18 protein-coding genes are annotated in these 23813 nt (G+C 59.5%); 1 reads left to right on the top strand and 17 read right to left on the bottom strand.

Annotated features, from left to right (window positions below):
* Window positions 1-3: 3 nt before the first annotated feature.
* The 10 genes from VI215_04055 to VI215_04100 all read right to left on the bottom strand — a co-directional run bounded on the left by VI215_04055 (window position 4) and on the right by VI215_04100 (window position 14735).
* Window positions 4-2469: a glycoside hydrolase family 2 TIM barrel-domain containing protein gene (locus VI215_04055; GenBank protein ID HEY6191482.1), complete on the bottom strand. Its 2466-nt coding sequence runs from the start codon at window positions 2467-2469 to the stop codon at window positions 4-6.
* Between the two features lie 412 nt (window positions 2470-2881).
* Window positions 2882-3655 carry a triose-phosphate isomerase gene (tpiA, locus tag VI215_04060; protein ID HEY6191483.1) on the bottom strand — a complete coding sequence of 258 codons (774 nt, stop codon included), beginning with the start codon at window positions 3653-3655 and terminating at the stop codon, window positions 2882-2884.
* A 241-nt stretch (window positions 3656-3896) separates the two neighbouring features.
* The gene (gene gatB, locus VI215_04065; GenBank protein HEY6191484.1) at window positions 3897-5357 is read right to left on the bottom strand and encodes an Asp-tRNA(Asn)/Glu-tRNA(Gln) amidotransferase subunit GatB; all 1461 of its coding nucleotides are present in this window, start codon (window positions 5355-5357) and stop codon (window positions 3897-3899) included.
* On the bottom strand, window positions 5354-5893 hold the full coding sequence (locus VI215_04070) for a DinB family protein (GenBank protein ID HEY6191485.1): 540 nt from the start codon (window positions 5891-5893) through the stop codon (window positions 5354-5356). The genes gatB and VI215_04070 overlap by 4 nt, the downstream gene beginning before the upstream one ends.
* A 40-nt stretch (window positions 5894-5933) precedes the next feature.
* Window positions 5934-7097: an ADP-forming succinate--CoA ligase subunit beta gene (sucC, locus tag VI215_04075; GenBank protein ID HEY6191486.1), complete on the bottom strand. Its 1164-nt coding sequence runs from the start codon at window positions 7095-7097 to the stop codon at window positions 5934-5936.
* Window positions 7094-8650 (bottom strand): L-glutamate gamma-semialdehyde dehydrogenase, encoded by a 1557-nt coding sequence (gene pruA, locus VI215_04080; protein HEY6191487.1) that lies wholly within the window; start codon window positions 8648-8650, stop codon window positions 7094-7096. Before pruA ends, sucC begins: the two co-directional genes overlap by 4 nt.
* Before the next feature lie 291 nt (window positions 8651-8941).
* Complete coding sequence (locus VI215_04085; protein ID HEY6191488.1) at window positions 8942-11854, bottom strand: glycoside hydrolase family 3 N-terminal domain-containing protein; 2913 nt, start codon at window positions 11852-11854, stop codon at window positions 8942-8944.
* Entirely contained in the window at window positions 11841-12776 is a 936-nt protein-coding gene (locus tag VI215_04090; GenBank protein HEY6191489.1) for a BadF/BadG/BcrA/BcrD ATPase family protein, read from the bottom strand. Before VI215_04090 ends, VI215_04085 begins: the two co-directional genes overlap by 14 nt.
* 162 nt (window positions 12777-12938) lie before the next feature.
* The gene (locus VI215_04095; protein ID HEY6191490.1) at window positions 12939-13868 is read right to left on the bottom strand and encodes a bifunctional 5,10-methylenetetrahydrofolate dehydrogenase/5,10-methenyltetrahydrofolate cyclohydrolase; all 930 of its coding nucleotides are present in this window, start codon (window positions 13866-13868) and stop codon (window positions 12939-12941) included.
* Between the two features lie 66 nt (window positions 13869-13934).
* Window positions 13935-14735: a TIGR00282 family metallophosphoesterase gene (locus VI215_04100; protein ID HEY6191491.1), complete on the bottom strand. Its 801-nt coding sequence runs from the start codon at window positions 14733-14735 to the stop codon at window positions 13935-13937.
* Between the two features lie 90 nt (window positions 14736-14825).
* Here VI215_04100 and VI215_04105 point away from each other — a divergent pair, with 90 nt between their 5' ends.
* Window positions 14826-16922 (top strand): thiamine pyrophosphate-dependent enzyme, encoded by a 2097-nt coding sequence (locus VI215_04105; protein HEY6191492.1) that lies wholly within the window; start codon window positions 14826-14828, stop codon window positions 16920-16922.
* 9 nt (window positions 16923-16931) lie between these two features.
* Here VI215_04105 and VI215_04110 read toward each other — a convergent pair whose 3' ends face one another.
* From VI215_04110 to VI215_04140, 7 genes are all read right to left on the bottom strand, one after another.
* A complete protein-coding gene (locus tag VI215_04110; protein HEY6191493.1) occupies window positions 16932-17531 on the bottom strand; it encodes a glutathione peroxidase in 600 nt (199 codons plus the stop codon).
* A gap of 20 nt (window positions 17532-17551) precedes the next feature.
* Window positions 17552-18658 carry a flavodoxin-dependent (E)-4-hydroxy-3-methylbut-2-enyl-diphosphate synthase gene (gene ispG / locus VI215_04115; protein ID HEY6191494.1) on the bottom strand — a complete coding sequence of 369 codons (1107 nt, stop codon included), beginning with the start codon at window positions 18656-18658 and terminating at the stop codon, window positions 17552-17554.
* Between the two features lie 88 nt (window positions 18659-18746).
* On the bottom strand, window positions 18747-19649 hold the full coding sequence (locus VI215_04120) for a rhomboid family intramembrane serine protease (protein HEY6191495.1): 903 nt from the start codon (window positions 19647-19649) through the stop codon (window positions 18747-18749).
* Window positions 19650-19703: 54 nt separating this feature from the next.
* Window positions 19704-20897, bottom strand: a complete 1194-nt coding sequence (locus VI215_04125) for a phosphoglycerate kinase (protein ID HEY6191496.1) — start codon at window positions 20895-20897, stop codon at window positions 19704-19706.
* Window positions 20898-20926: 29 nt separating this feature from the next.
* Window positions 20927-21931, bottom strand: a complete 1005-nt coding sequence (gene gap, locus VI215_04130; protein ID HEY6191497.1) for a type I glyceraldehyde-3-phosphate dehydrogenase — start codon at window positions 21929-21931, stop codon at window positions 20927-20929.
* A 249-nt stretch (window positions 21932-22180) separates the two neighbouring features.
* Window positions 22181-22930 (bottom strand): ComF family protein, encoded by a 750-nt coding sequence (locus tag VI215_04135; GenBank protein HEY6191498.1) that lies wholly within the window; start codon window positions 22928-22930, stop codon window positions 22181-22183.
* A 30-nt stretch (window positions 22931-22960) separates the two neighbouring features.
* The coding region (locus VI215_04140; GenBank protein HEY6191499.1) for a helicase-related protein at window positions 22961-23813 on the bottom strand (853 nt) is incomplete at its 5' end.

The following is a 23813-nucleotide window of genomic DNA, read 5'->3' on the forward strand; positions in this document are numbered from 1 at the left end:
TCCCTAGGCCGAATGTTTCATGGATTGGACGACATGCTTCAGATAGAGCGACGTGGATTGCGAATAGTCGATGTAGCTGTAGAGCGCCGCCGTCGCCACGATGACGAGGAGCAGGCCGGTGGCGTAGACTTTCAGAGGGAAGACGTCGTACACGATCGAGATCCCTTTCAAGAGCCGCATGAAGACCCAGAGGCTCACGAGTCCCACCAGCACGCCGACGGGCATGAGATAGGTGTCGGTTTCCATCGAGAGCCGGTAGAGGACCATTGCGACGGGGATAAAGATGACGAACGGGAGCATCGACCACATCGTGATCGAAAAACAATGGTAAAAATAGACCCGGGCACGCGCCGTGATCGAGAGGATGCGCACCAGAAGGCTGAGGGAGCAGAGTCCGAAGAAGATCCCTCCCGACGCCACCATGATGAACTTCACCGGGCTCCAGACGAGGCGCACCAGCCATTCCTTCGGGCCGTCCGAGAGGAACTGGCTCAGCACATTGTCGAAGACCACGTTGTCGCGGTAGTGCGAGCAGAGGCTCGAAAGGATCGTCGCCCACGTCACGGAGACGATCACCGCGAGAAAAATCGTATGGCCGTAGCTCAGGATCCGCTCGTCACGGACGTCCGCGAAAAAATTGTACGTCCGGAAGATGGATCGGTTGACCGATTCCCTGAAATGGCGGTTGCTGTTGTAGAGAAAAAAGAACGAGATCAGCGCGAAGATGCCGGCCAGGACATAGATGATGGGGGCGCTGGAGGAGAAGTTGCCGACCGGGAGCGCCTGCACTTTTTCCCCGTTAAAGACCGTCCGGGCGATGTCGAACGAGGTCCGCTTTTCCCGGTCGTAGGCGACAAGCCCCATGCTGTGCAGGTACGGGTCGTGCGAATGGGTGGATAGCGCGGGGCGGTCCGACCGCCAGTCGTTGAAGGAGGCAAAAACCCCGCCGGCGATCTTTGTCGAGCTGACTGCTTCAAAACACTGGACGACAAGCCGTGCCTGGGACTCCATCGAGAGCGGGTCGCTGTACCCGTTGTGATTTCCGGGCTCGATGTCGCGGCTGTACTGGGTCACGATGATCGGCTTCTCCGGGTTCCTGGATTTCCAATCCTTCAGCTCTTCACGAAAGTCCTTCACGTCCCCGTCGGTGTGATTCACGACCATCATGTCGACGGATTCCCAGCAGGGGCTCTGCGACGGCTGGTTGGCAAAATAAACGAGCCGTGAATCGATCGCCTTGATGATATTGCGCATGCCGTTGACATAATCGCAAGCGCCCGACGCCGGCGTTTCGAATCCGTCTCCGATTCCCCATGCGAGGACCGAGCTGTGGCGCTTGTCCCTCCAGACCATTTCCCGGATATAGGTCGCGGCGAGGTCTTCGTAATAGTCCTTGGCGAGAATCCCGGAGGGCACCCCTCCAAGGGGGATCTCCTCCATCGCGAGAAGCCCATACCGGTCGCACAGGTTCAGCATATATGGATGCGGCGGATACGGGAAACGTATCAGGTTGGCGCCGAGCGCCTTGATCAACGCGATATCGCGTTCGAGCGATTCGTAGGTCATCGCTCCCCCGAACGACGCGTGGTCTTCCTGCCAGAGGACCCCCTTGAGGGAGACGAGGCTCTCGTTCACGAAGAGCCGCCCTCCGACCCACTTCAGGTCCCTCATGCCGACATCGATGTCATACTCATCCAGGACCGTGACCTCTTTGTTCGCGAGGCGGACGATCTCGCACTTGAAAACATACAGGTCGGGGGATTCCGGCGACCATGTTTTCGGGGAGGGGAGAACCACGTCGGCGTTCACCGTGAGCGACTTGTTCGCCGGCGAGGCGAACGTGTTGATCCCGCTGCGCCCGGTCATTTCGCCGGTGAGCTTGTCGTAGACTTCGACCTGCACGCCGAGATACTGGCCCGGAGCGAACACGGTGTTGGATCCCCTGTCGGAGATCTCCGCCTGAACCGAGACCTTGCGGTTCCTGTTCGGCTCTGAGGGGGGATACGTCACTGCGACATCATCGATGGAGAGTCGGGGAGCGCCGAGGATATAGAGATCGCGGAGGATCCCGCCGTAGGTTCTCCAACCGCCCACCGGCTGCCTGAGGGGTAGAGTAGTCGCGGGGGTCAACTCGTTGTCGACGGAGACCCTGATCGAATTATCCTTGCCGACCTGGAGAGTATTCGGAGGAATCGCGAGCACGAAGGACGAATAGCCGCCCATGTGCCGGCCGATGAAGTTGCCGTTGATGAAGATTTCACACTGATAGTTGATCCCGTAGGCCACGAGGCTGAACGCGTACTTGTCGAGCTGCTCTGGCTTCACGTCGAAAGACCTCTGGAAGGTGACTTTTCCCGTGAAGTCGTAGGCGCTCGGGACGGAGACGGTATTCCAGCTCTTTCCGTCAAGCGTGTACTCCCAGGAGCCCGAAAGGTCGAGTTTTTCGCGTGTGGGAACGTCGGAGTACATCGCGGCGTCCGCGCCGGTACGTGTGGGCTGGCCATTTTGGAAAAACCTGATGCCTGAAACGGTAGGTTGTGAGGTTCCAGGAGATGGAATAAGAAAAGCGAAAAGCGCATAGAGGAAAAATCTGCGCAATATCAAGATGGATTCGATTTTCTTGGCGTCAGTCTGTTTATCTCTGTGCGCAATGGACTGTATCACCGACCGCAATCGGGAGGGATTTCGGGTATGTCGGAACTCCGAATTACGAGCGCTTTGGGTGATAGGCCGTAATATAACAAAAAAGGGGGGCGAAAGCAACGAAAATATGAGGATTTACAGGGGATTCCGGCTAAATCGGTTGAAGGAGAGGCGGACAAAAACCGGGGAGCGAACATGACCGGAGAGGCCGGACGTTCTGCCAGAATTTGAAATCAGATTACTGGTGAGTTGCCTCGACTCCCGCCTGGACGATGGCCATGAAACTCTCTGTCTTCAGGCTCGCCCCGCCGATCAAACCTCCGTCGATATCGGACTGTGAAAAGAGGTCTAAAGCGTTGCTATTGTTGACGCTACCGCCATATTGGATGATAGTTTTCTCCGCCACGGCCCAGGAAAACAACTGTCCGATCGTTTTGCGGATAAGCTTGTGGGCGGCGTTTGCCTGGTCTGGAGTTGCGGTCTTCCCCGTCCCGATCGCCCAGACCGGCTCGTAGGCCACCACGACCTTCCCCATGTCGGCGGAGGAGAGTTCGTGGAGGCCGCCTTTGATCTGGGTCGAGATGACCTGATCGGCGAGGCCTTTCTCCCGCTCTTCAAGCGTCTCGCCGACGCACATGATGGGAAGGAGCCCGGCGGCGAGGGCCTTCTTGACCTTGGCGTTCACCAGCTCGTCGTTCTCCTTGAAGTACTGACGGCGTTCCGAGTGACCGAGTATGACATATTCGCAACCGGTCGCGAGGAGCATTTTTGCGGAGATCTCTCCGGTGTAGGCGCCGTCGTCGAACTTCGACATGTTCTGGGCTCCGAGCTTCATCGGAGAATCCTTCAACAGGGTCTTCGCGATGACGAGCGAGGTGAAGGGAGGGCAGACGACGATGTCGATCTCGTTCCGGAAGTCTTTCAGGCGCGTCTTCAGTTCGTTGATGAGCGCGGCGGTTTCGTGGATGTCCTTGTTCATCTTCCAATTACCGGCGACAATTTTCTTTCTCATGGCACAATTTCAGTTTTGTGATCGAATGAAAAACCCGCAAGCTAAAGCTTGCGGCTACCGGGTCTTCAGCCGATTCGGTAGCCGCAGCCTTTAGGCTGCGGTAAGGTACAGTGTCGATGTAGGGGCGGGGCATGCCCCGCCCGGACGGACAGATATTTCGTAATCACCCCGGGCGACGCATGCGTCGCCCCTACAAAAACCGACCTCCACCGATTCGGTAGCCGCACCCTTTAGGCTGCGGTCATTTCTTCCCGAGAGCTTTTCTAATCAGGTCGTTCACGATCTTCGGGTTGGCCTTTCCCTTCGTCGCTTTCATCACTTCGCCCACGAAAAAACCGAAGACGTTTTCGTTGCCGTCCCGGAATTTCTTCACCTGAGCGGGATTTTTCGACAGAACTTCCTCCACCACCGCCCCGATGGCCCCTTCGTCGGATAGCTGAACGAGTCCCTTCCTTTTTACGACCTCCGCCGGACTCTCTCCGGACACAAGCATCTCCGTGAAAACATCCTTCGCGATCTTCCCGCTGATCGTCCCGTCCGAAATCAGCCGGATCATCGCGCCGAGCCTATCCGGCCGTATCGGAAAGCCCTCGATGCCTATCTTCCGCTCCCCCACGACCCGCAAGACATCCGTCATGACCCAGTTGCTCGCCGATTTTGCGTTCCCCGCATTCCGATCCCCCAACTCGCCGAGAAGCGATTCAAAGTAATCGGCATATCCCTTTTCAGAGGTGAGCACGTCCGCGTCGTATTTGGGCAAGCCGAGCTTGTCGACGAGGCGATCGCGTCTCGCGGTCGGATGCTCGGGGAGCGAAGCCTGGATCTGGTGTACCCAGCCCTCATCGACATGCACCGGCACGAGGTCGGGCTCGGGAAAGTACCTGTAGTCGTGCGCCTCCTCCTTGCTTCGCATCGGGTGGGCTTCGTTCCGGTCGGCGTCCCAGAGAAGTGTCTCCTGTTCCACGGAGCCTCCCTCCTCGAGCAGGGCGATCTGCCTTCCGATCTCGAACTCGAGCGCGCGCTCGACGTTCCGGAAGGAGTTCATGTTCTTCACCTCGGTTTTCGTTCCGAGTTTCTTCTCTCCCTTTGCACGGACGGAGACGTTCGCATCGCAGCGGAGGCTTCCCTCCTCCATGTTCCCGTCGCAGATCCCGAGGTAGGTCACGATCTGGCGGATTTTGTGAAGAAACAGGTATGCGTCTTTCGGCGAGCGCAAATCGGGTTCGCTCACGATTTCGATCAACGGGACTCCGCACCGGTTGACGTCCACAAGCGTGTCCGGCCCCTGATCGTGAATCGATTTCCCCGCATCTTCTTCCATGTGAATACGGGTGATCCCGATCCTCGTGCGGCCCCCCTCCTCCTTGTCGATCTCGACAAAACCCTTCGTGCAGATCGGCGACTCGTACTGTGAGATCTGGTACCCCTTCGGCAGGTCAGGATAGAAATAGTTTTTTCGCGCAAAGATGGAATTGGGCGCGATCGCGCAGTTCGTGGCGAGGCCCATACGGATGGCAAACTCGACGAGGTTCTTATTGAGGACGGGGAGCGATCCCGGCAATCCCAGGCAAATCGGACAGACGTTCGTGTTCGGTTCGTTTCCGAATGTCGCCGGACAGCCGCAAAACGCCTTCGAAGACGTCAGGAGCTGCGCGTGGACTTCCAATCCGATGACAGGCTCGTAGCCCTCGGTCGGCTTCAACCCTTGCCTTTCCTGAACGCCTTCCCGATCTGTTCGATCTGTTTCACATGATTGATGTCATGCCCGGCGATCATCTGCACCATCCGCTCGATGGTTTCCTTTCCCCGCTCCTCGTGCATGCCCCACCGCTTCCACTCGTTCGGGGCGAGAGATTCAAGGAGCGCGATGTTCTCCTCCCGCATTTTGATAAAGAGATCGAGTTTTCGTCTGCAATCCGCAGATTCGTAGCGGAGATTGTCCGCCCACTTGTCCTGGTCGTACGCCTGGATCGGGCGTCCCGATTCGGCGATCGCCAGCCGGTACCGGTACGAAGTGACGAACTCGGCGTCGCAGAGATGCGCCACGATCTGCGAGACCGTCCACTTTCCCTTCGAGAGGGGAGTCCGGAGGTCGCGGTCCTTGAGCCCTTGTAAGGATTTTTTGAGCGCCCCCGGGGTGCGCTTGTAAACGGCGAACGGGTCCTTTCCCAGGAGGTTCGAGAGGATGCGCCTGGTGTAAGGGTCCTTGATGCCTGTGACGTCTTTGATCGGTTTCATGAGTCACCTCAGAGAAATTGGCGGAACGGTAAAGAGAGAATCAGCTTCTGATCGTCTTGGTCACTTTATCGGCGGCGTCCTGGAGCGTGGATGCCACCGCAAAATTCAAACCGGAGTTGGCGAGGATTTGTCTCGCTTCTTTGGCGTTCGTCCCCTCCAGGCGCACGACGACCGGCACGCCGACGTGGACGTTCCTCGCCGCCTCGACGACTCCGTTCGCGACGCGGTCACACCGTACGATCCCGCCGAAAATGTTGATGAGGACGGCTTTGACGTTCTTGTCGGAGAGGATGATCTTGAAGCCGTTCGAGACCGTCTTCACGTTCGCTCCGCCCCCCACGTCCAGAAAATTTGCCGGCTCTCCTCCCGCGAGCTTGATGATATCCATCGTCGCCATGGCGAGGCCCGCGCCGTTGACCATGCATCCGACGTTTCCGTCGAGCTTGATGTAATTCAGATTGTGCTTCGACGCCTCGATCTCGAGCGGCTCTTCCTCATCCGGATCGCGCAGTTCCGCAAATTCCGGATGCCTGGCGAGGGCGTTGTCGTCGAAATTGATCTTCGCGTCGAGCGCAAGGACGGCCCCGCCTGTCGTGACTACGAGAGGATTGATCTCGGCGAGCGACGCGTCCGAAGCCTGGTAGGCGTTATAGAGCGCCAAGAGAAACCGGACTCCGGACTTGAACGCATCCCCGGTCAGGCCGAGGCCGAAAGCGAGGGACCGTGCCTGGTACTCGCGGAACCCGATCGCGGGATCGACCGCTTCCTTGAGGATCAGTTCCGGATGTTCTTCCGCGACCTGCTCGATTTCCACACCCCCCTGGCTCGAAGCCATCACCACATCCTGAGAGCGGGACCTGTCGAGCGTCACCCCCAGGTAGAGCTCTCGGGCGATCGAGATGCCCTGCTCGACGAGGAGGCGCTTGACGATTCTCCCCTCAGGGCCGGTCTGGTGCGTGACAAGCCGCATCCCGAGAATCTGCGTGGCGAGACTCCGCACTTCCTCGAGCGACTTCGCGACCTTGACGCCGCCCCCTTTCCCTCTGCCGCCGGCGTGGATCTGGGCTTTTACGACCCAGAGATTGCCGCCGAGGCGCCGGGCGACCTCCACCGCTTCATCGGGAGTGAACGCCGGCCCTCCCTCGGGGACAGGCACATTGAATTTTCTGAGGATGCTCTTTCCCTGGTATTCGTGTATTTTCATTTTATCTTCTCCGCCATCGACTTCGCCTGCAGGAAGAGGAGAAGATAATCCTGTCCACCCGCCTTCGAGTCGGTGCCGCTCATGTTGAAGCCGCCGAACGGGTGCGCTCCCACCATCGCCCCGGTGCATTTCCGGTTGAGATAGAGGTTGCCGCAGAAGAATTCCCGTTTCGCCTTCTCGATTTTTTTCTTGTTCTTCGAATAGACTCCGCCCGTGAGCCCGAACTCCGTGTTATTGGCGATCTCGATCGCATGGTCGAAATCGCGAGCCTTGATGACAGCGAGCACCGGCCCGAAAATCTCTTCCTGGGCGATCGTCGCCTTCGGCTCGACATCCGCCACGACCGTGGGCCGGATGAAATAACCGTTCCCGCCCGCGGCTGCGCCGCCCGCCACAACCCGGCCGCCTTCCTTGCGCGCGGTTCCGACATAGCCGAGAATCTTTTCCATCGAGCCCTTGTTGATTACCGGCCCCATGTAATTTGCCAGCTCTTTCGCCTGGCCTACCGTGATCGATTCTGCGCGCTTGGCAAGAAGGTCCACGAACTTGTCATAGATCTTCTCGTCCACGATCACACGCGAGCAGGCGGAACATTTCTGCCCCTGGAAGCCGAAGGCCGAGACAGTAACGCCCGCCGCCGCCTCGTCTAGGTCGGTTTCGTGGTCGACGATGATCGAATCCTTCCCGCCCATCTCGGCCACGATCCGCTTGAGCCAGATCTGACCCGGCTGAACCTTCGAACCTTCCGTGTTGATATGGATCCCGACTTCCTTCGAACCCGTGAAGGCGATGAACCTGATCTTCGGATGCGTCACAAGCGTGTTACCGACCGCGTCGCCGGGGCCGCTCACGAAATTGATCACGCCCGGAGGGAGGCCCGCTTCTTCCATCACCTCCATGAATTTGTACCCGACCAGGGGTGAGTCGCTCGATGGTTTCAGGACGACGGTGTTTCCGGCGACAACCGCCGCGCTTGCCATCCCGGCGAGGATCGCCAGGGGGAAATTCCAGGGAGGAATCACCACACCGACTCCGAGCGGAAGATAAACGAGCTCGTCTTTTTCGCCCGGCAACTGGACAGCCGGTTTCGCCGCCGCGTACCGGATCATTTCCCGGCCATAAAATTCCAAAAAGTCGATCGCCTCCGCCACGTCCGCGTCCGCTTCGGGCCATGACTTTCCCACTTCGAGAATTTCCGCCGCATTCAGCTCATACCTTCGCTTGCGCATGATCTGCGCGGCTTTAAAAAGGTAGCCCGCCCGCTTTTCCGGATCGACATACCGCCAGGTCTCGAAGGCTTTGAGGGCGGCATTGAGCGCGAGGACCGCAGAATCGGGCGTCCCTTTTTGGAACACTCCGACGACCTGGTCCGGGTTGGAGGGATTAAGGGATTTCAGCTTGTTAGGCGCGGTGACGCGCTCGCCGCCGATGATGTTCGGGTATTCCGCGCCGAGTTTGGCTTCGAGGGCCGTGATCGCGTCCTGCTGTTTCTTCCGGTGTTCCGGGGTGGCCCAGTTGGTGTACGATTCGTTCTTAAATTTTGGGATTGGCATTTAGATCCTTGTTAAATTGGGTTGCCTCGACGCCTGCCTCCCGGAGGATCCGACATCTCATTAGAGACCAGCGAGAACGAGAAATTAAATCTGGAATTGAAGGTGATCTTCGGGGAAATATACGAAAATTTCCCGAATGGTTTTCAACGGGTCATGCCACAGGTTGGCCGTCTTTCTCTCCAGCTCGTCATGCTGACATGCTCCTGGTCAGCATCTTTCAACTCTTTTATAAAGATCCCGACCTGAAACATGTCGGGATGACGGCAAAAGAGGAAAATGCGAACCTACCATTTAACGCGCCGCGTTCTTAAGAGGCACCATGGCCCTGATAATGGCGTCGTGCACCGCAGGCCTTACCTTCGCGATTTTATTGTTGGCGCGCGTCGGATAGACGCGGTTTGTCAGAAAAATCGTCACGACTTTGCGATCCGGGTCAGCCCAGACAGAGGTCCCCGTGAACCCGGTATGCCCGAATGAGTGCTCGCTGAAGAGCGTGCCCGCCGTGCTGTAGCCGTTCACAGTCTTCGTATCCCACCCCAGCGCCCTCGTGCTCTTTTCGCTCTGCTTCGTGGTGAAGAGCGCGATCGTTTCGGGCTTCAGGTACCGTTTCCCTCCATATTTCCCGCCGTTCGTCAGCATCTGCATCAGGACCGCAAGATCGGAGGCGGTGGAAAAGAGGCCGGCGTGCCCGGACACTCCCCCGAGAATATAGGCGTTTTCGTCATGCACGACCCCCCACACTTGATGCTTACGGAAGAGCCCGTCGAATTCGGTCGGGGCGATGTTGCTTCGGAGCGAGGAGTCCGGTCTGAACATGGTGCGCGTCATCCCGAGGGGCGCGAAGAAGACCGAGTCGGCGTAATTATCGAGCGTCGTGCCCGAGATTCGTTCGATCACCTTTCCAAGGACGATGAAATCGAAATCACTGTAGACGGTGGAATCGCCTGTAGGATAGATCAATTCAGTCTGATAGACTGAGTCGAGCGCCTGGGCAGCGGAGGAACAGGTCAGGAAAAGCCGCTTGAAGGGAGGAAGCCCGCCGTTGTGCACGAGAAGATTTCGAATTCTGATGCTCTCTTTTCCGTGATTGCCGAACTCCGGGAGATACCTGACGACCGAATCGTCAAGGCCGATCCTGCCTTCATCGTACAGCCTCATCAAGGCTGAGGTGGTGGCGACGACTTTCGTCATCGATGCGAGGTCGTACATCGTGCTCGCGTTCACGGGCGGACTGGCGCTGCCGTATTCCAGAGAGCCGAACGACTTATTGTAGACAACAGCCCCGTCTCTCGAAACAAGAAGCTGGCCTCCGGGAAATGCCGAGTCGGCGATGGCTCTGGTGAGAATGGTGTCGAGGAGCGAAAGGCTGTCCCGCTGGAAGCCGGCGCTCTCCGGCAGGTCGTACCGCAGGACTTCCATTCCGAGATCGATCCCGCTTCCGTACGAGTACCTCCCCGGAATCGTGACAGGAAGCTTTCCCCGGGAAGGGATTTCTCCAAACAAGACCTCGGCGATAGCTTCCGTCGACGGCTCGCAATCAGAGTAGGAACAAATTGAGGCGGACGCCTCCGGAAATGCGGCGAGGATATAGGGGCTCCCCATGGCGAGGACGACGCTCGGCTTTTTTAATGCTAAAACGGACTGCACGCAGCCCACAAGCGCGGGGGTGAGCCCGAATTGTCCGGCGCCCGAGCGCGCCTTCGAAAATACCGTGCAGAGAACGAGGTCGGCGTGGTTCGCCATGATCCGCACCGTGTCAAAATCGAGCTCGTTGCTCGAGGGGTCGATCAGGACGGTCCGGAGATTCGAGTAGCGCTTTTTCAATTGTGCGTTAAAGTAATCCCCGACCGGCTCGTTCGGCCACTGGTTCCCCGGGCGGTTGATTTCCGTGCGGACCTGCCCGGCATCCGAAACGGTGATGTTCAGGATTCTTTTCTTCCCGAAACGGGCTACGGGGAGGACCGAATCGTTCTTCAGGACCGTGATCGATTTCCGCGCGATCTGCTTCGCGAGCAGGAGGTGTTCGGGGGTTCCCACGGCCTCCGGAATTTTCTCCAGGTCCACCACCCGTTTATCCGCAAGGCCGGCCGACCACTTATATCCAAGCAGTTTCCGGACCGACTGGTTGATCCGTTCCTCCGGTATCCTGCCCGAGCGGACTGCGTTCGCCACCGCCTCCACCGCGCGGTCTTCGTCCGTGGGAATCAGGATCACGTCGACGCCCGCCTCCACGGCCCTCACCGCCGAGGAGTCGGCTCCGAACCCGTGCACCAGCGCGCCCATGTCCATCGCGTCTGTGACGACAAGGCCGTTGAACTGAAGCTCGCCCTCCAGGAGCCCGTGAACGATGGAGCGGGAGAGTGTCGCAGGAAGTGTATGCTGTTGTTCGACCGCGGGAACTTCAAGGTGGGCGATCATGATGGCCGAGATTCCCCCCCGAATGAGCTGCCGGAAGGGAGAGAGTTCGACGCTGTCCATCCTGCCGCGTGTCACGTTGATCAGGGGAAGGTCGAGATGCGAATCGACCTGCGTGTCGCCGTGGCCGGGGAAATGCTTGCCGGTCGCCATCACTCCGGTCGATTGCAACCCCTGCGAAAAGGCGGTCGCCATCCCGCCGACGAGCAAGGGGTCCTCGCCGAACGAGCGCGTGTTGATCACGGGGTTTTCGGGATTGACGTTGACGTCAGCCACAGGGGCGAAGTCGATCCGGACTCCGATGGACCGGGCCTCGACTCCGATCGCTTTACCCAACGCGCGCGCCAGCGAGGTATCCCTGGTCGCCCCGATCGCCATCGCCTCCGGGAACCGGGTGCCCCGCCGGATGCGCATTGCCGATCCCCACTCAAAGTCGGATGCGATCAGGAGGGGAACGTCGGCCAGCTTCTGCAGGCGGTTTACGAGGGCCGCGGTTTCGTAGACGTCGCCCTGGAAGAAAATGAGGCCGCCCACTTTCCGCGCCCTCACCAGGCGCTCGAGCCGGCGGTATTCGTCGCTTCCCCCGCTGTAATAATAGCCGTAGGAGCGCGACATGACCATCTGAGCGACCTTCTGGTCGAGCGTGAGGCGTTTCAGCGTCCCTTCAACCCATTCGGTGCGCGACCTGTTGTCCGGCCCCGGGGGTCCGCCTGCGCAACCGGCCAGCCAGAGAATGGAGTAAACGAGGAGAGCGTACCAACAGACCCGGTGTAGCTTAACGAAAGGCATTCAATCCGAGGATCGCCGCGCCGAACGCGGCAGGAAATTTTGGCTTTTGGATGACGATCTGGGGAAGGGAACTCGCGATTTTCTCTCTCACCATTTTCGCGTAGACATTGTCCGTTTCGAGAAGGCGGCCCATCGGGACGACCGGGAGCTTCATCTTGGGGCGGGCCTGCATAGTCAGGACGCGCACAAGCTCGACAAGCTCGTTCGCGTTCTTCACGATCACATTGTGGGCGATGCGGTCGCGCTCGACGACGGCCTCCAGGACGCTCGGGGCGAACGCCGCGAGATCCGCGTGGTCATGATAAATCTTGGAGATCAATTCGTCCGGGGAGGCGACGTTGAAATGCTTGAGGGCTTTCGCGGTGAGGAGGGTTTTCTCGAATCTGCCGTCGTGCTGCCGCATCACCGCGTTGATCGCATCCCTTGCGATGGCGAATCCGCCCCCCTCATCGCCGAGGACGCTCCCCCATCCGCCCGCCCGGAGAATGACCCCCGAATCGGTGCGGTAGAGGGCGATGGAACCGGTTCCGCCGATCACGACAAGCCCCGGCTTCCCGGCAAGGGCCGCCTCGAGCGCGACCCGGGCGTCCGTTTCAACGACGATGTTCTTCAGGGGAAATTTCTTCTTCAACCCGACGGCAAGAATCGCGTTGACGAGCTCGGCCCTGTCCGATCCCCTCCCCGCGCCGGCGATTCCGAGCACGATGTTCTGCAGCGCCTCCGGAGAACACTCCGCCTTGGTGCAACAGTCCGAGATCAGGTCGAACAGCACGTCCGCGGCATGAGAGATGCCGACATTGCCCAGGTGGCTCGGGCCTCCGTGACACTCCGCGACGATCGTGCCGTCGAGCCCTGTGATGAGCGCGTCGGTTTTAGTCCCGCCGCCATCGATTCCGATCACATAACGGACTTGCCCGGGCATCGAACGCTATCCTGCTTGTTTAACTGAAAGTGACGGCTCATCGAACAATGCCACACATATTATCAAAAAACGGTATGAGAAGCAAGGAGGGGTGTGACGGAGACAGGCCTAAACGGGGGCTCTGAGCGGTTAAACCGGGGGAGCGACCTCGCCGGCGGCGCTTCAGTCGGAATAGATCGACCCGCCGGCTGCGAGGAGGGTGTTGCGCAGAAGCATCGCGATCGTCATCGGACCGACTCCGCCGGGAACCGGGGTGATCGCGCCCGCGACATCGGCCGCCGAGGCAAAATGGACGTCTCCCACGAGACGGTATCCGTTCTTTGCCGCCGGGTCTTCGACGCGGTTGATCCCGACGTCGATGACGACGGCGCCCGGCTTGATCATATCGCCCGTGATGCATTCCGGCCGGCCCATCGCGGCGATGAGAATGTCGGCGGACTCCGTATACCAGGAAATATCCTCCGCGCCGGTGTGCGCGATCGTCACGATCGCGTTGGCCCCCTTCTTCTTTTGAAGGAGAATATTCAGGAGCGGCTTCCCGACGATGTTGCTCCGGCCCACGATCACCACGTGCTTCCCGGAGGGGTCGTTGCCGCTGCGGACGAGGAGTTCCTGGACTCCGAGAGGCGTGCACGGCTTCAGGCATTCCTGGCCGATAACGAGCCTTCCCACGTTGACAGGATGGAACCCGTCGACATCCTTCCGGTAGTCGATGGCGGTCAGGACGCGGCTTTCCCGGATCTGCGGGGGGAGCGGAAGCTGGACGAGAATTCCGTGGACCAGCGGGTCATTGTTGAATCTTCCGATAAGTTCGAGCAGGCGGGCTTCGGTGGTGTCGGCGGGGAGTTTTTCCGTGATCGAATAGAACCCCATCTCCTCGCATCCCTTCCCCTTCATCTTCACGTAGGCCTGGGATGCGGGGTTGTCTCCGACGAGAATGAACGCGAGGCCCGGCGTGATCTTGCGCGACGCTTTAAGCTTGTCGGTCTCGAGCTTTACCTCGTCCTTGATCTCCGAGGCGATTTTTTTCCCGTCGATGAGCGCAGCAGGCATGGGGGGTCGTGCTAGTCCGTTCGGGTACGGGCGAGGCATGCCTCGCCCCTACGAAATTCTTTAGATGATGCGTTTGGCCAGATCAAGCGACCGAAACTATAGCTCTTATGAGAAGGCCGGGTAGACGAAGCTCTCGATCTTGAGGGCTTTTCCGGTTTCGGAATCGGCCTGGACGTAGACCCCGCTGAGCCGCACATCGTGGGATGCGAGCTCATACTTATAGGGAGTCTGGTGGAGAAAGCGCTTGATCGCGATCTCTTTCTTCAGCCCGATGACCGAATCATAGGGGCCGGTCATGCCGACGTCGGTCAGGTAGGCGGTCCCCCGGGGGAGGATTCTCGCGTCCGCCGTTTGGATGTGCGTATGCGTACCGAGGAGCGCGGTGATGCGCCCGTCCAGATGCCATCCGAGCGCCACTTTCTCCGCGGTCGCCTCCGCGTGCATGTCGAGCACGATGACTTTTGTTTGTTCCTGCATCTTCCCCACCGCCCAGTCGGCCTTCCGGAAGGGGCAATCGAGCGGCTGCATGAAGACGCGTCCCTGCAGGTTGAGGACTCCCACCTTCCCCTTTTCTCCGAGGTCGTACACGATGAAACCGTTTCCCGGATTTTCGGGGGGATAGTTCAGGGGCCGGAGCACGTTCCTGTTGGCCGCGAGGACCTTCCTCGCCCCCCAGTTGTCCCAGAGGTGATTTCCCCCCGTGATGACGTGGACACCGAGGCTGAAGACCTTGGCGGCCCCCTCTTCGTTGATCCCCTTCCCTTCGACAAGGTTCTCGCCGTTTGCGATGCAGAAATCGATGCTGTACTTTTGAACGTAGCTCTTGAGGAGCGACTCGACCAGATCGAGCCCGGGTTTGCCGACAATGTCGCCGATGAAGAGTATGTTGAGGACTTTTTGGGCCACGGGGAGCGCAAATATACTAAAATTTGAGTTAACAAGAAATTTTTATATCTTTAAACGTGAATTCAGAAACAATCCGGTAAATAGAAATCGATGGCAGGAAAAGAAATTAACACGAAAACGACGGGCGAGATCGGATCGCTGGAACCGCTGTCCGATCTTGGCATTTCTGTCCACACCAAGACTCTGACCCGCTGGTACCAGCTCATCCATCTGGGGCGGCTCGTCGACCTGAAGGCCGCGACTTACGTACGGCAGGCGAAGGGGTGGTCGTATCACTCTTCCGGCGCGGGCCATGAGGGAATCCAGCTGATCCTCGGGCTCTCCTTCCGGCAGGGAAAGGACTTCCTCTTCCCCTACTACCGCGACGTGATGACCTGCCTCGCGGCCGGCATCTCGGTTCAGGAAGTGATTGAAAACGGCCTTTCGAAGGCGGCCGACATCGCGTCCGGAGGCCGCCACATGAGCAACCACCTCTCCAAGCCCTCGATCCGCATCCAGAATTCATCCTCGGCGACGGGCAACCATTCGTTGCACGCCGTCGGCGTGGCCCGCGCCATCAAGAAATACAAGGGGGATGAAATCGCGTTTGCGAGCTTCGGCGAATCGGCCGTTTCAGAGGGTTTCGTCTATGAGGCGGTGAGCGGCGCGGCACGGGAGATCCTTCCCGTGGTCTTCGTCATCCAGAATAACAAATTCGGGATTTCGGTGCCGATCGAGGAGGAGTCCGCGAACGAGGACGTCGGGGAGAATTTCTCGGGCTTCAAGACGGTGAAGATCGTCAACTGCGACGGGACAAATGTATTTGAATGCTGGGGGGCCATGCAGGCGGCGCTGGACTACGTGAAGTCCGGCGAGGGCCCCGCGATCATCCACGCGCGCTGTGTCCGGATCAACTCCCACAGCAATTCCGACCGGCAGGAGCTCTACCGCTCCCCGGAGGAAATCGCCGAGGCGCGGCGCTTCGACCCCGTGCAGCGATTCCGGAATTATCTCGTTACGGAAGGAGAGATTTCAGAAGCGGAGATCAATCAGATCGAAGAGGGGAACAACAAATTGGTGGAAGAGACCGCGACGAAAGTGGAGGCGGAACCCGATCCGGACCCCGCCACTGCGCTCCTCTATGTGATACCCCCCGCCTACGAGCACCCGAAAGAGGATGCCCCCGACGCCCAGCCGGCGGAGGGAACGCCGTCGATCACGCTCCGCGAGGCGATCAATGAAACCCTCAAGGAGGAGTTCCGCCGCAACGAAAACACGTTTCTCTGGGGCCAGGACGTCGCCTCCAAGGAAAAGGGCGGAGTCTTCAACGTCACGAAGGGGATGCTCGCCGAGTTCGGGAACCGCCGCATCTTCAACGCGCCGATCGCCGAAAACTTCATCATCGGAACCGCGAACGGGTTCACCCGTTACCGGAAAGATATCTGGGTCGTGATCGAAGGGGCGCAATTCGCAGACTATCTCTGGCCCGCGATGGAACAGCTCGTCGAGTGCTCGCACGAGTATTACCGGACGAACGGGCAGTTCGCCCCCAATATCGTCATGCGGCTCGCCTCCGGAGGCTACATCGGAGGCGGCTTATACCACTCGCAGAGCCTGGACGGAACGTTCGCCACGATACCGGGGCTTCGGATCGTCATGCCGGCGTTCGCCGACGACGCCGTGGGCATGATGCGGATGGCGATGCGAAGCAAGGGCTTCACCATCTATATCGAGAACAAGTTTCTCTACAACCAGTTCTTCACGAAATCCCCGCGCCCCTCGCCCGACCATATCGTTCCGTTTGGAAAGGCGCGAGTGAGGAGGGAAGGATCGGACCTTAGCATGATCGCCTGGGGCACGCCGGTCCACTATGCGCTCCGCGCGGCGGCCAAGCTCGCGGATGAGCACGGCATCAATGCGGAGGTCGTCGATCTCAGGTCGATCAATCCGCTCGACGTCGATGCGATACTTCAATCGGTGAAAAAGACGGGAAGGCTGCTGGTGGCGCATGAACATCCGGCGTTCGGGGGGTTCGGCGGGGAGATTGCCTCGCTCATCGCCGAGCACGCCTTCAGTTTCCTGGACGCGCCCCCGGTGAGGGTCGCCTCCAAAAACTCGCCGGTCCCCTTCGCGCGGGTTCTGGAGCACGTAGTGTTGCTCCAGGAAGACGATATTCTACAGGCCGCGCTGAAACTGGCGGCGTTCTAGGAGCGTTGCCTATTTCGCCTGCTGGGCGAGAAGCTCTTCCACTTTCCCTCTCACATCCGGTGACATCGGGTCGACGGCGGACATGAACCGCGCGGCGATCCTGCCCGAACGGTCGACAAGGTACTTCTGGAAGTTCCACTTCACGTCTCCCGGAAACGGGGATTCCTTCGTCAGGTACTGATAGAGCGGATCCTGGTCGCTCCCCTTCACGCTGATTTTCCCGAACAGGTCGAACGTGGTGTGGTATTTCGTCGTGCAGAAGGTCTTGATCTCCGGGTTGGTGCCGGGCTCCTGCGCGCCGAAATTATTCGCCGGGAACGCGAGGATGGTGAACCCCTTCCCTTTGTACGTCTCGTACAACTTTTCGAGCGTTTCGTACTGCGGGGTATAGCCGCACTCGGAGGCGGTGTTTACGATCATGACGACTTTCCCCTTGTAGGCCGAGAGGGGCTGAGGCTTCCCGTCGATCGTCTTCATCGTGAAGCCGAGCACGCCCGCCGTGTGTTTGGCGGACTCCGTCGATTTGTGAGCGGACTTGACCCCGCCGTTGCCGGGAGCAAGGAACGCCATAAGGATTCCAAGCGCCGGGATAAGCAGATACTCGTTCATAAAACCCCCTTCAACAATAGTTACTCCGGTTGAAACTTTTCGACTTCTTCGAGAATGGTCGCGACGATCTCCGATTCCTTCACGCGTTTCACGACTTCTCCTTTTCGATAGAGAATCGCGACTCCCTTCCCCGCCGCGATGCCGATATCGGCTTCGCTCGCCTCGCCGGGCCCGTTGACGACGCACCCGAGGACGGCGATTTTCACGGGCTTCTTGATCCCCTCGAGCTTCTCCTCGAGCTGCGCCATGATGCCGAACAGATCGACCTCCAGCCGCCCGCATGTGGGGCAGGCGATCAGCTCGATGTTGCGCGACGCCAGGCTGAGTGAACGGAGGATTTCCTTTCCCACCTCGACTTCCTTTACCGGTTCGTCTGTGAGCGAGACGCGGATCGTGTCTCCGATCCCCTCGGCGAGGAGCGTCCCGATCCCCACGGCCGACTTGATCGTCCCGATCTTCGTGGTGCCCGCCTCGGTGACTCCAAGGTGGAGCGGGATGTCTGTGCGCTGGGCGACGAGCCGGTAGGCCTCGATCATCAACCGCACATCCGTCGACTTCACCGAGATGATGACGTCCCTGAAGCCGAAGTCTTCGCAGATCCCGACGTGCCGCATCGCGCTGTCGAAGAGCGCTTCCGCGGTGGGATAGCCGTGCTTCTCGAGAATGTCCTCCTCCAGCGATCCGGAATTCACGCCGATCCGGATGGGGATGTTCTTCTCTTTCGCGGCGGTAAGGACCTGCCGGATCCGTTCCTGCGAGCCGATATTGCCGGGATTGAGCCTGACCTTGGCGACATTCGCTTCGATCGCCTTCAGGGCGAAGACGTGGTTGAAATGAATATCAGCAACAACCGGAATGGGCGACTGCCGCACGATTTCGCGGATGGCTTCCGCCGCCTCCTTGTCGTTCACGGTCACCCGCACGATATCGCAGCCCGCATCAGCCGCCTGACGGATTTGATTTACCGTTCCCTCGACATCCGACGTCTTCGTTTTCGTCATCGTCTGCACCGAGATCGGGGCGTCGCCGCCGACGCGGATGCCGCCGATATTCACCTGGCGCGTCTTCCGGCGTACACCAACCTTGTAAGTGGGATGGGGCCTCGTAGGTGGGCTATTCTGAGTCAGATCAAAAACGGGAATTTGAAGTTCCATTCGGGATAGGGAGTATGGTGGAGGGGGATCCTTCGCTGCACTCAGGATGACACCAGCGTGGTCAATTCAGTTTCTTGCTCGCGTCGAAGAGGATTTTCTTCTCGCTTTCGGTGAGGCTCTGATATCCGTTCTGGCTGATCTTGTCGAGGATCTCGTCGATGCGCTCCTGATTGACCTGGTCGTCCGGTTCCGGAAGATCGGAATACTTCGCGTCGACGGCGCGCCGGGGATCGTACGACGAGTACTCGCCCACCTTTTCGGACGGCACGATACGCTGTGCCGCGCGGGAGATCATCCCCTGGAACGGCAGACGGCGCTGGTCGATCAGCAGGTAGATGAACCCCACGGCCGCCCCGCCGAGATGGGCGAAATGGGCGATGCCGTCCTGGGTGCCGGCGTATGTCGTCGCCAGCTCCATGAAGATGTAGATCATGACGAAGTACCGGGCCCTGATCGGGACGAGGAACGAGAGGAAGATCGGACGATCGGGATAGGTCATCCCGAACGCGATGAGGACGCCATAAATCGCTCCCGAGGCCCCGACGGTCGGCCCTGCCGCGCCGAAGAGCGGGCTGATGAACAGGTTCGACAACCCCGCTCCCACCCCGCAGAGGAGATAGTACGACAGGAACTTGCGCGAGCCCCAATCGTTTTCCAGGTCCATGCCGAACATCCAGAGAGCGAACATATTAAAGAGGAGATGAAGCAGCCCTCCGTGCATGAACATATAGGTGAACAACTGCCAGACCTCGAAACCGTCGCCGATCGGGTAGAGGGGCAGATAGGCGTTGAAGATCGAAGCGAGGGGGATCCCCTGCAACCGGAACATGCCGAAAAAGCCCGTCAACACGAACACCGCCACATTGCTGATCAGCAATGTCTTTACCACCGGCGGAAAGTACTTGAATCCGCCAAAAAGCGAGGGCCGGTAGTATCCTGAACTCATCGTGCGATAATACCCCATGTTTAGTGCGAGTGTCCCGTTCTCATTTTGAACATCTGTTTGAGTAAATCCGTTTCAGGCGCCGGTGAGGGCGGCAATCCCCGGAAGCACCTTCCCCTCGAGAAACTCGAGCGAGGCCCCGCCTCCGGTGGAGACGTGGCTGACGGAATTTTCAAGCCCGCTTGCGGCGATCGCGGCCGCCGAATCTCCGCCGCCGACGATCGTGGTGGCGCCCTGTTCGGTCGCCCGCGCGAGCATCGCGGCGAGCGCCATCGTCCCCCTGGCGTAGTTGGGCATCTCGAAGACTCCCATTGGGCCGTTCCAGATCACGGTCTTCGCTCCGCGGAGGGCGTGCTCAAATAATGTAACAGTTTCCGGGCCAATATCAACACCCAGCCAGCCCATCGGAATGTTGCGGGAAGGGACGGTTCGGTGAGGAGCATCGTTTTCAAGCCGTTCGGCGATAACGCAATCCGGGGGGAGAACAAGGGAGATCTTCCGCGCACGGGCTTCCTGCAGAAGCTGTCTGGCAAGGTCCACTTTGTCGTGCTCCAGCAGCGACTTACCGATCTCCAACCCTTCCGCCTTCAGGAACGTGAACATCATGCCTCCGCCGATCAGGATCGTGTCGACGACATTCATCAGGTTCCGGATCACGTCGATCTTTCCCGATATCTTTGCGCCTCCGAGGATGGCGATGTACGGCCTCACGGGATTGCTCACCGCGCGGCCGAGGTACTTCAGTTCCTTGAGCATCAGGTAGCCCGCGACGGCGGGCTGAAGAAAACGGGTGACCCCTTCCGTCGAGGCATGCGCCCGGTGCGCTGTGCCGAACGCGTCGTTGACGTAGACGTCGCCCAGCTCTGCCAGCTGGCGCGCGAACGACGGATCGTTCGCCTCCTCTTCGGGGTGAAAGCGGAGGTTCTCCAGGAGCAGGCAATCCCCGTCCTTCATCCCGGAGACCATCCCGCCGACCACGCTCCCCACGCAGTCGGGGGCGAACATGACCGGCTTGTGAATCAGCTCCGAGAGCCTTCGCGACACCAGCTCGAGGCTGTACTTGATGTTTGGTTTTCCGTCCGGCCGCCCGAGGTGACTCATGAGGACGGCGCGGCCTCCCTCCCGGATGATCTTGTTGATGGTCGGGAGAGATTCCACGATCCGCTTGTCGTCGGTGATCCGGTCGCCGTCTTTCGGCACGTTGAAATCGACTCGCACCAGGACGCGCTTGCCCCTCAACCGGACATCGTCGATCGTCAGCTTGTTCATTTCCGGACCCGCGGGCGCCTCCTTCAACGCTACTTCGACCCGACTCTCTTCACCATGTCGATCACCCTGCAGGAATATCCCCACTCGTTGTCATACCATGCGAGGACCTTGATCATTCCGCCGAGGACGGAGGTGAGCCCCGCATCGACGATCGACGAGTGAGGGTTCCCCTTGAAGTCCGACGACACCAGCGGTTCCTCCGTGTATTCGAGGATACCCTTCATCGGCCCGTCGGCGGCCTTCTTGAGCGCCGCGTTGACAGACTCTTTCGTGGCCGGCTTCTCGGCATCGACGACGAGGTCGACGATCGAGACGTTCGGCGTCGGCACCCGGATCGCGATCCCGTCCATCTTCCCTTTTAATTCGGGAATGACCAGGCCGATCGCCTTCGCGGCGCCGGTCGATGTGGGAATCATGTTGACCGCGGCGGCACGCGCGCGCCTCAGGTCCGAGTGCGGAAGGTCGAGCAGCTTCTGGTCGTTCGTGTAGGAGTGGATCGTGGTCATCAGCCCCTGCTTGATTCCGAAATTGTCGAGCAGCACCCTGGCGACCGGCGCGAGGCAGTTCGTCGTGCACGACGCGTTGGAGATGATGTGGTGCTTCGCGGGGTCGTAGAGGGAGTCGTTCACGCCGAGGGCGATGGTGATGTCGGGCTGCTTCGCGGGGGCGGAAATAATGACTTTCCGGGCGCCGTTGGTGAGATGCTGTTTGCAGGCGTCGCCGTCCGTGAAGTGCTTCAGGCCAGTCGATTCAACGACCACGTCGATCCCCAGCTCTTTCCAGGGGAGCTTCGTGTGGTCCTTCTCGGAGAGCACCTTGACCGGCTTTCCGTTTACGATCAGGGTGGTGTCCTGCACGGTCACAGTCCCGGGAAAATTCCCGACGACCGAATCATGTTTCAAAAGGTATCCGAGCGTTTTCGCGTCGGTGATATCGTTCACCGCCACGAATTCGATTTCGGGCGAGCCGGAGCCGGCCCTCAGCACGTTTCTTCCGATGCGGCCGAACCCGTTGATTGCTACTTTGATTGGCATTTATTCTTCTCCGATTGGCGAATGAGAATCCGATGTGATTTGAGGAACTTCCGTCGTGATACGGGACAAAATGTAGCAAGAATGCGCTCGAAAATCAACTGAACGGCGGAGCGGGGAGTGGCTCAGTCTGGTCCTCCTTTCCCTTAGCTCGTCATGCTGACATGCTCCTGGTCAGCATCTTTCAACGCTTTAGAAAGATCCCGACCTAAAACATGTCGGGATGACGAGATTGGATGAAAGCCGCGATGTTCACGCTGCGAGAGCGGCGGAGACCGCAAGGACTTGTTCTGCGCCGTGATCGAGAAGAACACGCGCGCACGCGCCGACGGTGGAACCGGTGGTGATGACATCGTCGACCAGGATGAACGAGCGTCCTTCGACCTCGCCCCCGCACTTCGGATTGAGGACGAACGCGCCGCTCACGTTACGCTTCCGCGACTCGCGGTCGAGTTCCGTTTGCGACTCGGTGTGTCTCTTCCGGAGAAGAAGCGAAGTGCTGACGGGAATGCGGGTCTTCGAGTAGATCCCGCGGCATATATGCTCGGCCTGATTATACCCCCGCTCGCGCTGTTTGAGTTTGTGGAGAGGGACGGGAACAAGAGCATCGTGTGTCAGAAAATGCCCGTTGAGGATCATCCGCCTCCCCACCTCCTCTCCCAGGCGTTCGCCGAGAGATCTCATGCCGCCGTACTTCATCAGATGGAGGACCTGTTGCAGCGCGCCTTCTTTTTCAAAGAGAAAGCAGGAAAGGATATCGCCAACGGCGCCCTCGGACCGAAGTTGCCCGCAGAGCTCGCTCCAGACCGGATGCTCCGGCCCCACCTGGGGAATTCCGCCCCAGCATCGCGCGCAGATCTTTTCTTCTCCGGGAGTGAGCATGGCCTCGCAGGTGAGGCAAACGGGAGGATAGATGAAATCATAAAGCGGCAGGATCGCGCTCTTGGAGAGCGCGCCAAGGCGATGCCGTAGATTTGGAAAAGCCCCCCTTCGCAGCGTCACTACTCTTGCAGCCTCCCTGCGTATTTGCTTCTACTTCACCATTTGTTCCAGGCGCCCGATTTCGTCCCTGAGCTCTGCGGCCCGCTCGAACTCCAGGTCCTTCGCCGCGTCCCGCATCGCCGCCCGCAGCTCTTCGAGAAGGTCCTTTTTCTGATCGTCGGTCATGTATTTGAGGATCGATTCCGCCACGAGAGGGGTTTTCTCCCTCTCGCGCCGGGCATCCCGGGAGTTCTTCATGTCGGCGACGGCGGTGCCTGCCATCACCTCCTCCTCTGTCTTGTAGATCGTCTTCGGAACGATCCCGTGTTCCGAATTGTACTCCACCTGCTTGATTCGGCGCCTCCTCGTTTCATCCAGCATCCGCTGCATTGACCCGGTGACGTTGTCGGCGTAGAGGATCACCCTGCCGTTGACGTTCCGCGCCGTCCGGCCCGCGGTCTGGATCAGGGACCGGTCGGACCGGAGGAAGCCCTCCTTGTCGGCGTCGAGGATCGCGACCAGCGACACCTCGGGGAGGTCGAGGCCTTCGCGCAGGAGGTTGATGCCGACCAGCACGTCGAACTCGCCGAGCCGGAGCGCGCGCAGGATCTCGACCCGCTCGAGCGTGTCGACCTCGCTGTGCAGGTAGCGCACGCGCATGCCCAGCTCGAGCAGGTACTCGGTGAGGTCTTCCGCCATCTTCTTCGTGAGCGTGGTGACCAGCACGCGCTGGTTCTGCTCGGCCCGCGCCCGGATCTGCTCGATCAGGTCGTCGACCTGCCCCTTCGTGGGACGGATCTCGACGTGGGGGTCGATCAGCCCCGTCGGCCGCACGATCTGCTCGACGACCCGGCGCGAGACCCGCAGCTCGTAGTCCCCGGGCGTGGCGCTCATGTACACGACC

The sequence above is a fragment of the Bacteroidota bacterium genome (genome assembly GCA_036522515.1).
In the GTDB taxonomy this organism is placed as follows: domain Bacteria; phylum Bacteroidota; class Ignavibacteria; order UBA10030; family SZUA-254; genus VBOC01.

Excerpts from the sequence above, each read along its gene's own strand:
- VI215_04055 (HEY6191482.1), bottom strand. The coding sequence starts at position 2,469 with ATGTACTCCGACGTTCCCACACGCGAAAAACTCGACCTTTCGGGCTCC.
- tpiA (HEY6191483.1), bottom strand. The coding sequence starts at position 3,655 with ATGAGAAAGAAAATTGTCGCCGGTAATTGGAAGATGAACAAGGACATC.
- VI215_04070 (HEY6191485.1), bottom strand. The coding sequence starts at position 5,893 with ATGAAACCGATCAAAGACGTCACAGGCATCAAGGACCCTTACACCAGG.
- sucC (HEY6191486.1), bottom strand. The coding sequence starts at position 7,097 with ATGAAAATACACGAATACCAGGGAAAGAGCATCCTCAGAAAATTCAAT.
- pruA (HEY6191487.1), bottom strand. The coding sequence starts at position 8,650 with ATGCCAATCCCAAAATTTAAGAACGAATCGTACACCAACTGGGCCACC.
- VI215_04085 (HEY6191488.1), bottom strand. The coding sequence starts at position 11,854 with ATGCCTTTCGTTAAGCTACACCGGGTCTGTTGGTACGCTCTCCTCGTT.
- VI215_04090 (HEY6191489.1), bottom strand. The coding sequence starts at position 12,776 with ATGCCCGGGCAAGTCCGTTATGTGATCGGAATCGATGGCGGCGGGACT.
- VI215_04095 (HEY6191490.1), bottom strand. The coding sequence starts at position 13,868 with ATGCCTCGCCCGTACCCGAACGGACTAGCACGACCCCCCATGCCTGCT.
- VI215_04105 (HEY6191492.1), top strand. The coding sequence starts at position 14,826 with ATGGCAGGAAAAGAAATTAACACGAAAACGACGGGCGAGATCGGATCG.
- VI215_04110 (HEY6191493.1), bottom strand. The coding sequence starts at position 17,531 with ATGAACGAGTATCTGCTTATCCCGGCGCTTGGAATCCTTATGGCGTTC.
- VI215_04120 (HEY6191495.1), bottom strand. The coding sequence starts at position 19,649 with ATGGGGTATTATCGCACGATGAGTTCAGGATACTACCGGCCCTCGCTT.
- VI215_04125 (HEY6191496.1), bottom strand. The coding sequence starts at position 20,897 with ATGAACAAGCTGACGATCGACGATGTCCGGTTGAGGGGCAAGCGCGTC.
- gap (HEY6191497.1), bottom strand. The coding sequence starts at position 21,931 with ATGCCAATCAAAGTAGCAATCAACGGGTTCGGCCGCATCGGAAGAAAC.